Genomic DNA, 15,018 nt, shown 5'->3' with positions numbered 1-15,018 from the left:
TTCGCTAAATATTTCGTAATTGTTAATTATTTTTTAACATTTTCTTTACATAAGTTTGACCTGAGAAGTGAGAATATAAACGGACTATTTAAAAGACATTTTAAACTAACTCGTATGAAAACAACTACTAGAAGTTTGCTGTTTTTCCTGCTGTTTGCACCCCTTTTAGTAATGGGTCAAACCATAGTAACAGGAACAGTAATCGAACAATCGACCTCTATACCACTTCCTGGCGTCAACGTATTGGTAAAAGGAACCACTACAGGGACGGCCACCGATTTCGATGGTAATTACCAGCTGGAAGTCAATGAGGGCGATGTTATTTTATTTTCTTATGTCGGATATCAATCCCAGGAAATTACGTTTTCAGGTCAGGCCACGATAGACGTGATGCTCATGGAAGATGCAGCACAGCTTGATGAAATTGTAATTATTGGATATGGTTCCGTAAAGAAAGAAGATTTAACAGGGTCTGTCGATGTGATCTCATCAGACGACTTTAATCAAGGTGCCGTGGTATCTCCGGATCAGCTACTGGTCGGTAAGGCCGCCGGTGTACGGATTACAAACGATGGAGGACAACCGGATGCAGCTCCCAATATCCGCATCAGGGGCGGTTCTTCCTTATCCGGAAACAATTCACCGCTTATCGTGATCGATGGTGTTCCTTTGGACAATGGCGGAATTGCCGGTGTAGGCAACCCTTTGAGCCTAATTAACCCGAATGATATTGAAAGTTTCAGTGTGCTCAAAGATGCATCTGCCACTGCTATTTACGGGTCGAGGGCATCCAATGGGGTACTCATCATTACGACCAAAAAAGGAACTTCAGGTGAAGCCAAATTTAACTTTTCTGCGAGGACTTCCTTAAGCAGTATAAGTACCAGAAACCAAATTGAGGTTATGGATGGCAGTACCTTTGTCAGGTTCGTAGAAACCTACCTGCCCGATAGTCTGAATGCCTTAGGTGTACCGGTGGGGTCTGCAGTTACCAACGAAGAAGTGGCCAGGATTATTTCCACCCCGAGTGGTAATCGGGCGATTTACAATACCGACTGGCAGGATGCCATTTACAGGACAGCCGTGACCAAAGATTATAACTTTGGCGTACGGGCTAATCTATTTGAAAAGATTCCCTTCCGGGCGTCGATCGGATATAACGAGACCGAAGGGGTTGTAAAAACCAATGACTATGAAAGAATTACCGCATCGGTGAGAATTTCGCCAAAGTTTTTTGATGATCATTTAAAGGTTGATATCAATGCAAAAAGCACTTCCGTTCAAAAGAATTCTGTTGATGAAGGTGGCGCTATTGGTGGTGCCGTATCTATGGATCCTACTAAACCCATTTACGATGCCAACTCCATTTTTGGCGGGTATTATCAGCAACTAAGACCGTCTGATGATCCGAATGCCCCCAATGAGAAAATTGGATCAACCAATCCACTGGCCGTATTAATGCAACGCACACGACCTGAAGATGTCGATCGTTTACTGGGTAATATTGAGCTGGACTATAAGTTCCACGTTCTTCCTGAATTACGAGCTGTGGTTAACCTGGGTGTTGAAGCCTCACGTGCCACAATAGGTGAATACTTTACTGAAGGTGCTGTTAACAGTTATACACTGGTAAGCAGCGCAGACCCTAATAATCCACTGCCCAATGGCACTTATATCCTTCAACCGGGTGAAAGTTTTGGAGAAAATCAGCATATCACCAATACGACCATGGAATCGTATTTGGCTTACCGCAAGGAATTCGATAACTTCTTCATTCATAATTTCGATATCCAGGCGGGGTATTCTTATCAAAACTTTAAAAATGACGGTAACAAAAGGGAATACACCAGCGATCCGGCATACAGCGCGGATCTCAACCCGGATCAATACGATTTGGATAACGACGGTATAACCAACGACCGTGTGAGAAACATCAATCCAAATAACCCGAACAACCGTTATTTTAACGAGGTAAACCTGCAATCGTTTTTCGGCAGGGTTAATGTGAATTTAGCTAACCGCTATTTATTAACGGCTTCCTTCAGGGCTGATGCCTCCTCGTTTTTTACAAAAGAAAACCGTTGGGGTTATTTCCCATCTGCAGCATTAGCTTGGAAAGCGAAGGAAGAACCCTTCTTACAGGATGTAGCATTTATTAACGATTTTAAAATTCGTCTGGGCTGGGGGCAAACCGGTCAGCAGGATGTATCCGGACAGGTTGGATTTTACCCCTCCATCCCGCTATTCGAGATCGGGTCTCAACAGAGTCAATACATTAGTGGAGTCAACCTCTACAATGCACTCGAGTTCAACCCGGATTTAACCTGGGAGAAAACATCTACTTATAATGCCGGGGTCGATTTCGACTTCTTCAATCGAAGTATATTATCCGGATCGTTCGATATATTTTACAGGGAAACTACCGATTTATTGGTGTTGACAGGGGTTCCTCCGGGACAGGCCCTGAGTGACCAGGTAATTCAAAATGTAGGTGAAACGGAAAGCAAAGGTTTCGAATTAAACCTCAACCTGAATCCGATTCAGAATGACGTTGTTAACCTGTCCCTGAACGGCAACCTATCCTATAATATTACCGAAGTGAAGGATTTAAAAGGCGTGGAAAGAATCACCGTAAATACGGATGAAGCCCGATTAGACATTGGAACCGGTAACTTCCTGTTGCGTCACGCTGTTGGCGAACAAGCCGGATCGGCCTGGGTTTTGAAACAGGTCTATGATACAAACGGGGATCCTATTTTAGGTTCTTTTGTAGATTTAAACGGGGATGGAAGAATAACCGACGAGGACCGTTATTTTAAAGCGATGCAGCCCAATTGGACCTTCGGTTTTGGATTTACCTTCAATTATAAAAACTGGGAACTCAGTTCAAGTCTTAGAGGACAGTTAGACGGTTACATTTATAATTCCAGAAGATTGTCACAAGGTACCATTCAAGGAGCAACATCCTTAGATGGGAACTCCCTGTTTAACCAGTTGAATTTCTATACGGGTGCAGCCAATCCGGTATTTACCAGAATTGCTGACCCTGTTCAGTATTCCGATTATTTTATTGAAGGAGCCTCCTTTTTAAGATGTGAGAACATTGTTTTGGCACACACCCTTAATGACGTCATTAAAAATGCAACGTTACGTGTTTTTGGGGCTGTTAACAATCCGTTCTTAATTACCAATTATTCAGGACAGGATCCTGAGAACTTTGCAGGTATAGATAAAACCTTCTATCCACGGGCAACGATCTATAATTTGGGTGTAACTATTGATTTTTAAACAAAATGACTATGAAAAATAACATATTAACTTTATGTCTTGTGCTATTCGTTGTCAGTACCTTTAATATAAGTTGTACCAGCGATTTAGATACAGAACCTTTAATCGAGCTATCGCTTGATGAGCTTTTGCAACAAGATCCGGATGCTGTAGAAGGTATTTTATCCCGACTTTACGGATCCTTTGCGTTGTCCGGTGCTCAGGGCTCAGGTAGCTCCGATATTAGTGACGACGCGGGTGAATCGCCCTTCTTACGAGGGATTATCAACCTTCAGGATTTCGCGGCGGATGCCATGAAGAACCGTTGGGGCGATAATGGTCTGGACCAATTGACAACAACCAGCGACTGGACCCCTGAAAATAAATTCTTCAGGTATTTGTACAACAGAATCTATTTTACGGTTCCACAGTGTAACAACCTGTTATCCATTTTACCCAATGTGGATGTGGAAAACAAGGAAGGCATCATTTCAGAAGTCCGCTTTATCAGGGCACTGGCCTATTACTATCTTATTGATGTCTTTGGAAAAGGGGTGTTAGCTACCGAAGAGAACTACGGTCAGACGGAATCCCTTCCTGAAGTAAAACGTGTTGATCTATTTAAATATGTTGAAGGAGAGTTGTTGGATATTGAACCGCTTATTCCGGAAACAAACACCTATGGCCGTGCAACGAAAGGAGCTGTGCAAATGTTGTTGGCGAAATTATATCTAAACGGCAAAGTTTATAACGGAAACGAATATTATTCTGAAGATGAATATTATCAAAAAGCGGCAGAGTATGCCAACAAAGTGATTACCAGTGGTAATTATTCCCTGGCACCTAATTTTGTAAGTATATTTTCAGGAGACAACAATACCTCTCCGGAGATTATATTTCCATTAATTGCCGATGCTACGGTAAGTCAGAGTTTCGGGAACACCACCTATATCGTGAATGGCAGTCTCAATTCTGCTACCATGCCTTTGGCCGAATTTGGAGCCACCGAGGGATGGGGCGGACACCGATCCAGCAAAGCCTGGTATGGCCTGTTTGGTGATTTAGACACCTCGCCCGACGATCGTGCGAAACTCTTCTGGACGGAAGGACATAACTACGAAATGGAGGACTACAAGACATGGACTGATGGTTATCCTTCCATTAAATTTAGAAACTCCAATTTTTCAGGAGGATCTACTCCAACCAGTTTCTCCGGTACCGATTTCCCGCTTTTCAGATTGGCGGATGCCTATCTGATGTACGCCGAATGTGCAGTTCGAGGCGCCTCGGGAACCGATATGAATACGGCGGTACAATATGTGAATGCCGTTCGTAACCGATCGAATGCCGGCAGTATCACACAGAGTGATCTCACGGAACGCTTTATCATAGACGAACGCGGAAGGGAACTCAACTTGGAAGGACATCGAAGAACCGATTTAATTCGTTTCAACATGTTTACCGGGAGTTCTTACCTCTGGCCTTGGAAAGGCGGGGTAAGAGATGGCGTTGCCATATCGGATACCTATAAATTGTACCCTATTCCATCGTCGGCCTTACAAGCCAACCCCAACTTAAGTCAAAATCCAGGATATTAAAAATCAATACAATGAAAAAAAATATAACATATTTATCGCTTTTAATTATCGCTTTATTAAGCTTTAATTCCTGTGATCAGGAGGACGATCTCGTGTTCACAGCTGTAGAGCCTGTAGAAGGCGTTAGTTTTTCGAACAGTTTTTCGGAAGAATATATATTGAACAAAAATGCCTCAGGAAACCTCGGTGAGCGCTTTACCTGGGAGGATGCCTATTTCGGTGTACCTACCAATGTGTCATACGAACTTGAGAATTCCATTCTTGGCGATTTTACCGATGCCACGACCGTAGGAACCACCGACGGAAATGAATTGGCCGTAACCATAGGACAGATGTTGGCCTTTGCAACAGCTGCCGGCCTTGACGACGATCCGGATACCCCGGAACCCAACATGGGTAAATTGTACTTTAGGTTAAAGGCCTTTGTAGGAACGGAGGGACTGGAAACCTATTCCGGAGTGCAGGAACTTAACATAACCATCCCTGAAATAATAGTTGGTGGTGGTGCCTTTGAAATATCATCATGGGGTGTTGTCGGATCTGGTTATAACAACTGGGGTGCCTTTGAAGATTCTCCATTCTATACCACTGCAGACGCTGGTATTTTAGCAGCCTATGTAACCTTGGTTGATGGTGAAATCAAATTCAGAGAAAATAACGACTGGGCCAACAACTTCGGTGATACAGGTAATGATGGTGTATTAGATGCGGGTGGAGATAATATCGCCGTCACTGCAGGAACCTATAAGATTACCTTCAACACCAACGATAACACCTATACTATAGATCCTTATTCTTGGGGGGTTGTAGGATCCGGATATAACGACTGGGGTGGTGCAGGTCCAGATGCAAAATTCTATTATGATTATTCCACAGACACCTTTAAGGTAAGCGTACAGTTATTGAACGGAGAGATTAAGTTCAGATTGAATAACGACTGGGGTACCAATTTTGGTGATACCGGTGCAGATGGTACCCTGGATGCCGGCGGAGACAACATTGCCTCTACTGCAGGTTACTATAACATTACCCTGGACTTTAACGCCAATTCCTTTACCATGGAAGCCGCCAATGTATTAGGTATTGTTGGATCGGGTTATAACGATTGGGGTGGTGCAGGTCCTGATTTTAGTATTACTCAGGTGCGTCCGGATGAATACGAAGGCGATATTGTAACCCTGGTAGACGGTGAAATTAAATTTAGGGTAAATAATGCCTGGGACACAAATTATGGCGATACAGGAGCCGACGGGACCCTGGATGCAGGTGGCGATAACATTGCAGTTACTGCTGGTGCTTATCGTGTGAAACTGAATTTAGCTGACGGTAGCTACGCACTTAACCAAGTGCAATAAATAAGAACTCTAATAGTTAGAAGGGCAGATTCATTCTGCCCTTTTTTAAACCCTAAACAAGTGAAAAGACTATTACTCCTAATTCTCGGTTGTATTTCGTTCTTTGGGTATGGCCAGGTTCAAAACGTCGATGTAAGCACAACACCTGCATCCTTTGTGGTCACCGAAGAAATTACGATAACCTTCTCTAATGTCGATCCGACGCTATGGAATGCCAATGAACCGGATAATATTTATCTTTGGGCCTGGTATTATGATTTAAGTGGTGCATTTGGTGCGGATTCACCCACGAATGGGTCGTGGACCAATTCCGATGAATCCCAGAAATTAACCAATAATGGCGATGGCACCTATAGTATTACATTAACCCCGAGCACGTTTTACGGCACAACGGATATATCGCGTATGGGCGTATTGGTAAAGGCAAAAAATGGTTCGGACACCGGTTCCGGAGAAAAAAAATCGAACGATAAGTTCCTGTATCCTGCAACCAACGAACTCACTCTAACGGCGCCCGTCGATAATGTCACTATCGTTGATGCGGGAACCACCATAACCATTTCGGCCACTACCACCTTTACGTCAAATTTTTCTCTAAAGGCCAATGGGAATGAAATAGATACAGCATTAGGAACAACCACATACAGCTATGATTATATCTTAAACGAAGACACCGATTTTGTACTTGAAGCAAATGACGGAAACGTTGTTCTAAGTGCCTCATTTAAAGGTCGCATAACACCCCTGTTCCCTGTGCCTGACGGGATGCTGGACGGATTTAATGCAGACCCCGACGACCCGACCAGAGGGACATTGGTACTCTATGCTCCGGGAAAAACAACCGTTCATGTTATTGGCGATTTTAATAACTGGACCGAAGACGCTGCCTATTTGATGAATAAGGACACAGCGCGTGATCGGTTCTGGATTGAACTCACTGGACTCACCCCGCAGTCCAATCATATGTACCAGTATCTTGTCGATTCAGCTATTCGTGTGGCAGACCCCTATTCCACAACCATTTTAGCAGAGACGAACGACCAGTATATCGACGCTGTTACCTATCCGGATTTACCCGCCTATCCCACAGGTTTAACAAACCATGCCGTAACCTTGTTAAGAACGGGCGATACGCCATATAATTGGGAAGTCACCAATTTTCAACGTCCGGAGAAAACGGATCTGGTCATCTATGAATTGCTCATCAGAGATTTCGATGAGTTGCATAGTTTTGATGCGGTCAAGGCCCGGCTGGATTATCTCGAAACCCTGGGGGTTAATGCCATAGAATTCATGCCACTCAACGAATTTGACGGCAATTTGAGCTGGGGCTATAACCCATCATTTCATATGGCCCTGGATAAATATTACGGAACACCAACCGCCTTCAAACAACTTATCGATGAATGCCATAAACGCGGTATGGCTGTAATCGTAGATGTGGTTTATAACCATGCCACTGGACAACATCCCTTTTATCGCATGTGGAATACCGACAACGGTGGTTATCAGGGACAACCCGCCGCCGATAATCCGTTTTTCAATCAAACGGCCACACATGCCTATGCTTTTTTCAATGATTTTAACCATCAGTCGGATGCGACCAAATACTATGTGGAACGCACCGTAAAGTATTGGATGGAGGAATATCATATCGATGGATTCCGATGGGATTTAACCAAAGGCTTTACCCAAAACTGTACGAATGATGAAGGCTGTACCAACGGTTTGCAAGAGGACCGAATTGCGGTTCTAAAAGAATATGCCGATTACCAGTGGGAAGTAGATCCTGATTTCTATATTATCTTTGAGCATTTAGGCGGCATCGAGGAGGAAAAACAATGGGCCGATTACCGTGCCGATGAAGGTAAAGGGATTATGTTCTGGAACCGACTGGACGAACGCTACGCGGCACTGGTTAAGGGTGGTAACAGTAATATTTCCGATGTCTCCTATAAAGTGAAGGGATTTGATGGCCCTTCGGCGGTTTCCTATATGGAGAGCCACGACCAACAGCGCCTGATGTATGGCGTGAGCAATATCGATGCCTCACTTGAGTTGTTAAAGTCGGCAGGGGCGTTCTTCTTTACAGTTCCGGGACCAAAAATGATATGGCAGTTTGGAGAATTAGGTTACGATATTGATATCGATTTTAACGGACGAACCGGTGAAAAACCCATACTCTGGGAATACTACGACGACGTGAAGCGCAGAGCAGTCTATGAGACCTGGTCTAAACTCCTTAAATTAAAGTTGGAAGCCCCTGTTTTTAAAACTACAGATTTCAGTATTGATCTGGCGAATCCTCTTAAAACGATTCATCTCACGCTTGACAGTGCCACCGGGGATGAGATCAAGCATGTGACGATTATCGGGAATTTTGGGACCTCCGATGCGAGCATCACCCCGAATTTTCAACAAACAGGTACCTGGTACGACCTGATGGACAGAAACCATCCTGTCGAGATTACCAGTGTAACAGATCCCATTACCTTAGCCCCCGGGGTTTACGTGATCTATGGCGATAAACCATTTATCGATCCTGATGATCTGGATAGTGATGGTGTAAGCAATCCAAACGATACCTGCGCCAACACGCCATTGGGAGCAACAGTCAATTCGAGCGGTTGTGAAATTTTCAGCTTACCATCCAACAACTTTGCTTTACAAATATTCAACGAAACCTGTCGCAGCAGTAATAATGGAGGGGTTTCTATTACAGCCGTAACTACCTTAAACTATCAGGTTGTTATTACAGGTAATGGCATGACCATTCAAGAGAACTTTACATCCACATATAGCAACATGACTTTAGAAGCCGGAGACTATACCCTGTGTATTACGGTCGACGGACAACCCGATTTCGAGCAGTGCTTTGATATCAGTATAACAGAGCCTGAAGACCTTGCAGTGCAGTCGAAGGTAGATAAGACCAAAGGCACGGTATCCTTAAACTTGAGTGGTAGTTCCATTTACCGTATTGACTTAAACGGGACAACGATTACAACCTCAGATTCTCAGATCTCCTTAGTTTTGCGATCTGGGAGTAATAGCTTAAAGGTCACCGGAGATAAAGTATGTCAGGGGGCTTTTGAGGATACCTTATATTTTGGAGATACTGTCAGTGCCTATCCGAATCCGGTTAGGGACATTTTAAAGGTTTACCTCGGGGATGCTACCTCAGAACATACCATTCGCTTGTATACGGCCTTGGGTAAGTTAGTGTATCAAACCACACAAAATGAAGGTTACGTTAGCATTAATATGTCGCGTTTTTCCAAGGGGATCTATGTATTGAACGTCTCCGGTGCCAAGAATACTCAAAGTTTAAAAATTGTAAAACAGTGATGAAAACCATATATTCTATTTTCTACATTATATGTGCCGCCATCTTATCTGGATGTAGCGGGGGAAGTGATGATCCGAATCCCGATCCGGGTCCGGTGGAAGTCGATCCGCCGGGAGCAGCCACACTTGTGTTCCCAAATGAGAATTCGGAATGCACGGAAGGTACCAATATAACCGATACCGAAAGTGATGTGCTGTTCAATTGGAATGACGCTACGAATACAACATCGTATCAGCTCGTTGTTAAGAATTTGAAGACCCAGTCCACCGCACAGTTCACCACGTCCGATTCGCAATTAAACGTCACCCTGCTCAGGGCCACACCCTATTCATGGTATATTGTTTCCAGAAATTCCGGGACGGAAACCACACAGAGTGCCACCTGGAAATTTTATAACGCAGGCCCGGCGACCTCGTCTTATGCCCCTTTCCCGGCTGAGCTGGTAGCGCCGCAAATGGGGATGTCTTTGCCCTCGGCATCACCAAACACCTTATTGGAATGGGAAGGTAGCGATGTCGATAATGACATTACGGGATACGATGTCCTATTTGGAACAACCAGTCCCCCGACCAACACCGAGGCCACCAATTTGAGCGCTACGGAGTTGGAGGTCGATGTGACCTCTGGTACGACCTATTACTGGCAAGTGCTTACACATGATAACGAAGGTCATAGTTCCAGCTCGCCCATTTTTGAATTTAAAGTGAATTAATACGATTTTGAATATTATAATTTGAGTTAGTCAACAACCTCAATTGTATCGTTTCGTTTTTGAGAATTTACACCTGTCTATTGGCAGGTGTTTTTTTTGCGGTTCTGATGTCGAATAATAAAATGAATCGCTTTGAGAGCAGAGCCAGGTTCATATTACCAAAACATAGCCCGGATGATAAACATAGTTACTTCCAATCAGATCCTTCCAAAGCCCTAAGCACAGAAACAATTGATCATCCGTATGTTTTAAAAATTTAGTAGGCATAAATGGTAGAAATTGTCCTGTGAATTTTTGAAATTGTCCTGTGAATTTCAAAAATTCACAGGACAATTTTGAGACATCCTGCTTAAGGAATTTCAAAAACAAAACTGGAAATAAATTGAGATCTGCCTGCAGATAGCATTAGGATTGCGGATTGAGACTTCAATGGATACAAACACCCTGCTGGTGTACTACCTTATTTCGCCTTTAGAGGAATCTGCACATTAAACGATGCGCCATCTTTTCGGGGATTGATGTCGACTATGGATCCTGCACAATATAAAACCCGTGGATCACCATTTTGATCTACTAAAAGTTGTGGCCGTTCCAATCTGTTCATTTTAATGGTATCCCCGTTTTTAAGAACGACTTCCTTCTTCATGAAAAAGGAATTATTCGGTTTTGTCCATGCAATGCCATCAACCGATTCCAGAAGTGCAAGACCCGGTTTATTGAATGTTATTTTTCCGGTAAAGTCTTTAAGGACCACATAAAATTTTTGATGCCCATGATGATACCACACATAAGGATCTTCACCATTGGCAATGGTACCATCGGCATTTCGTATATCAAACACAAAGTGGTCTGTTGCCGTAAATGGCCCATTGGGTGTGTCCGCTATCGCAACGCCATGAACGCCTCTCCAATGTGGGTCATAAAAGTTGCCCTTGAAATATAATAAGTACTTCCCATCCGAAGGTCGTCTGATTACCGACGGATTAACAACAATAATATTATCCGGTTTCGGTTTGGTGCCTTCAGGAGAAGGATCGACAACATTAGTTTCCTTTACCCGTGTTCTGGGTGAAAGCAGCGGCTGGTCCGGCCTTACAAAATCACCTGAAAGAAGCGCGTCAAAGTCCTTAAATGCTATGACCCCCAACTTCTGCGTTTGTTGCACACGATTGCGCTTGTTTAGCTTTTCTCCCTTCGATCCAATGGGCTGTATTCCGGGATCGACTGAGCCTACATAGTACAAATAGTATTTTCCGTCGAATTCCTTTACATGAGGATTGGTTACCATTTGCGCATCCCAGGCTGTGGAATCGCCCTCAAACCTGCGCCCTTGAAGCACTATTTTTTGAAATTTAAACTCTTTATCCGGATAATCAGAAACGGCATAGGCAATCTTGGAGTGGAGCACCCATGAGTTGGTGAATTCAGGAACCGAATCGCCACATTCCCATGTATTGTAAAGCATATGGTATCTTCCATCCGTGCCCTTCAGGACGCTTCCTCCCCACACAAAACGATCGGGGTCATTTAAAACGGAAGGCCCCCTGAGGATATCATCGTGGACCTGAGCATCTACAGGGAGGGCTTCTATATGTAATTCAGGTTCCTTCTCCCCATTACAATTTAACAACATCCCCATTAAACACATAAAAAGGGCCTTAATCCCTGTTGACTTCCATTCCATAAAACCATGCATAATTGTATTTCTTTAAATTAATGTTTTGTTTTGACGATCACCGACCCATCCATCTGATCTCTTCTTTCAAACTGGAAGGTTACAACCCTTGCACAAAACAAAATAAACAAAATATTTAACCCTCAGCATCGATTCGCTAAAATGGATTTAACCCCGGATACAACCTTTTAGCTAGATATTACCTTTTAAAAGCTGAGTTATTAACAAAAAAATAGGGCATATTACTATTTTTTTTTTTCGGGTAATATCTAGGTCAGCATTACAATTGAATTATTCTTAAATTGTAATCCATTATGACCAACCACTAATCCATGTTTAAATTCTTTAGATTATCGAAACACAATTTTGCAAAGCAAAATTAAAGATCCTGAAGACCTTTGGTTGAAATAGCCGCTTGCGGAAAATAAAACAAGATAATATTATGATTAAGTTTTTTAGAAGCATACGCCAGCGATTACTTTCTGAAAATAAATTCAGTAAATACCTTATCTACGCCACTGGGGAAATTATCCTGGTAGTTATCGGTATATTAATTGCCCTGAGCGTTAACAACTGGAACGAAGGAAAAAAAGACCTGTCGCGTTGCATCACCCTGCTTGAAAATTTAGTGGAGGAAATCAAACAGGACAGTATCTACTTTAATCATGTTTATCAAACCGAAAAGACCCTTTTTCTGTATTCGTCAGAATTGCTGTTTCAGGCCCATGCCAACCCGGATACTGTCATTGAAAATGATTCTATTATGGGTATGGCCTTTCGATTTGCATGTTTTACACCAGTGATTCATTTCTCAGACAATGCCTATAAAGAATTGATCATGTCTGATCTTTTAAGCTTACTGGATTCTAATACGCTAAAAGGCAATTTACACGAGTATTATGCCCAAATAAAATTTCTAAATATGTACTCGGAACAAAACCAGCAAATCAGTAACGATCTGATTTCACAACTTGCCAACTATTATAGCGTGATACCATCACAGCACAAGGAATCACGGATGATTTCAAATTTTTCCGGAGCAGCGGAAGAATCATTTTCTACAACTTACAATTTAGCCGCATTCCGGGCAGATAAAAGTCTTAATCCAAAGTTATACGATATGATGGATATTCATAAAGACCGTCTGGGTGGAATGGAAATTATACAAAACCTGGGGAGCACTATTCGAGATCAGATCGCGGATATTAAAGCAACCCATTGAAAATTGATTTAAATAATTAGAGCACTATGAGAACTAAATTGAGCCGAGACGAATTCATTAAACTGGGAGGTTTATCACTATTAGGTGTTTTAACACCTAATTTGACATTTGCCAGGTCTATTTCAGACCCTAATGATGCGATGATTTCAGATAAAGAATTGATAAAGAAGTTCGTTCAAAACAACGATATTCGAGTAGCGGACATATTAAAAACAGACGACCTTGACCGGGTTCATAAACTGAGTATTTTTAGGGGTTTAGGTTCTGAGATTTCAATTATGGTGGCCTCCTTATGCCATAATATGTCCCAGTTTTACAAGTCTGAAGCCGTGGCCAAGCGCATCGACCGATCTCTGGATGCCATGCTACGGGTACAATACGACAATGGCACTTTAGATGCCGGAGGTAACAGACAATCGCCACCCGATACCGGATTTATTTTGGAATATATGTGTGCCTCGGCCGCGGTGTTAAGGTCGAGTAAGAATAAGGAACTGCAGGTTTTGGAAGATAAATTTAAAACCTTTATTCTGAATGCCGGAGAGGCCATGGTTACAGGCGGGGTGCATACCCCAAATCACAGATGGGTGGTTTCTGCCGCATTAGCCAATATAAATGCCCTCTATCCCCATCCTAAATATATACAACGAATTGACCAGTGGCTGGCCGAAGGTGTTTATTTGAACGCAGACGGGCATTACTCCGAACGCAGTGGCGTCTATTCGGCTGTTATAAACAAAGCTTTGATAACAATGGCCAGACTACTAAATAAACCGGAGTTACTCGAAAAAGTAAGTAAGAACCTGGAAACCTACTATTATCATACAGAACCGAATGGCGATGTGGTATCAGTGGATTCCAGAAGACAGGATCAGTTCATGACCGGAACGGTAACGAAATTTTATCTGCAGTATCGCTATATGGCCATTTATAAAAAGAATCCCTTATTCGCCTACATGGTAAGATTTATTGAGAATCTGCCGGACTTTAAGAAAAGTATACTATCCAGGGATCTGGTGCTATTAATGGAAAATGAAATGCTTCAGCAGGAAATAACGGTTAAGCCTGAACCCATTACGGATTATGAACTGTTTTTTGCACTGTCAAATTTAGCACGAATAAGACGCGGCGATACGTCCATTACGCTTTTTGGAGGCAATGATAAACCCATCAGGATTGTTTCGGGGCGATCATCCAATCCAAACTTTTTAATGTACAGGAAAGGCGATGCCATATTAAAATACATGCGCCTGTCAACATCATTTTTTAGAATGGGGTATTTCAGTAGTGACGGTATAAAAAAACAAGGGAACACATACATTTTAAACGAAACTAAAGAAGCCCATTATTATCAACCACTTGAACAAAAACATCTCAGGGAAGATGGAGATTATGAATTATCAGAGTCTTTAGACCGGCGATTCTGGAATAAGATGGATTTCAAATCCAGAAGAATCAGCGATCTAAAACAACAACTTACCATTATAGAAATTACCGAAGACCATGGGACATTAGATTTAGATTTTAAAGTAGACGGCCCTCCGAATATCGAGGTGACTATAGAAATGTGCTTTAAAGAAGGAAGCAACTTTTCGGGAGCAGAAAAGGATGCCGATGGAAACTTTTTATTGCAATCGGATTATGGTATAGCTTCGGCAGGCGCAGACAGCATTAAAGTGGGACCAGGGAAACTGGAGCATTTAAACGTTAACAGATTAGACAGCGAGCAGTACACCTATCATCAGGGCAGTTTACGCACCGATGGCGTACATGTTTACATAACAGGATTTACTCCTTTTCATCATAAAATGACCATCGAATAGCGCACATAAGGTTTTGA

The 15,018-nt window shown here is 42.7% G+C and carries 8 protein-coding genes; 7 read left to right on the top strand and 1 reads right to left on the bottom strand.

The window, feature by feature from the left end:
- Nucleotides 1-114 precede the first annotated feature (114 nt).
- From MR041_RS12420 to MR041_RS12400, 5 genes are read left to right on the top strand one after another with little or no spacing between them, the layout of a single operon-like run.
- A complete protein-coding gene (locus MR041_RS12420) occupies nt 115-3,288 on the top strand; it encodes a SusC/RagA family TonB-linked outer membrane protein (RefSeq protein WP_242094391.1) in 3,174 nt (1,057 codons plus the stop codon).
- 11 nt (nt 3,289-3,299) lie between these two features.
- A complete protein-coding gene (locus MR041_RS12415; protein WP_242094389.1) occupies nt 3,300-4,865 on the top strand; it encodes a RagB/SusD family nutrient uptake outer membrane protein in 1,566 nt (521 codons plus the stop codon).
- Between the two features lie 11 nt (nt 4,866-4,876).
- Nucleotides 4,877-6,220, top strand: coding sequence for a SusF/SusE family carbohydrate-binding protein (locus MR041_RS12410; protein WP_242094388.1), 1,344 nt, complete (start codon nt 4,877-4,879; stop codon nt 6,218-6,220).
- Between the two features lie 60 nt (nt 6,221-6,280).
- Entirely contained in the window at nt 6,281-9,568 is a 3,288-nt protein-coding gene (locus MR041_RS12405; RefSeq protein WP_242094387.1) for an alpha-amylase family glycosyl hydrolase, read from the top strand.
- Entirely contained in the window at nt 9,568-10,281 is a 714-nt protein-coding gene (locus MR041_RS12400; RefSeq protein WP_242094386.1) for a flagellar basal body L-ring protein FlgH, read from the top strand. Before MR041_RS12405 ends, MR041_RS12400 begins: the two co-directional genes overlap by 1 nt.
- Before the next feature lie 460 nt (nt 10,282-10,741).
- Here MR041_RS12400 and MR041_RS12395 read toward each other — a convergent pair whose 3' ends face one another.
- The gene (locus MR041_RS12395; protein WP_242094385.1) at nt 10,742-11,977 is read right to left on the bottom strand and encodes a glycoside hydrolase family protein; all 1,236 of its coding nucleotides are present in this window, start codon (nt 11,975-11,977) and stop codon (nt 10,742-10,744) included.
- A gap of 421 nt (nt 11,978-12,398) precedes the next feature.
- Between MR041_RS12395 and MR041_RS12390 the strand changes: the two genes are divergently transcribed.
- Together MR041_RS12390 and MR041_RS12385 are read left to right on the top strand one after the other, a co-directional pair.
- Nucleotides 12,399-13,178: a DUF6090 family protein gene (locus MR041_RS12390; protein ID WP_242094384.1), complete on the top strand. Its 780-nt coding sequence runs from the start codon at nt 12,399-12,401 to the stop codon at nt 13,176-13,178.
- 26 nt (nt 13,179-13,204) lie between these two features.
- Complete coding sequence (locus MR041_RS12385) at nt 13,205-15,001, top strand: hypothetical protein (RefSeq protein WP_242094383.1); 1,797 nt, start codon at nt 13,205-13,207, stop codon at nt 14,999-15,001.
- Nucleotides 15,002-15,018 lie beyond the last annotated feature (17 nt).

Source organism: Aestuariivivens sediminicola (assembly GCF_022662015.1).
Classification (GTDB): domain Bacteria; phylum Bacteroidota; class Bacteroidia; order Flavobacteriales; family Flavobacteriaceae; genus Aestuariivivens; species Aestuariivivens sediminicola.
The sequence above is the reverse complement of the archived record's forward strand: the minus strand, read 5'-3'. Positions and strand labels throughout refer to the sequence as shown.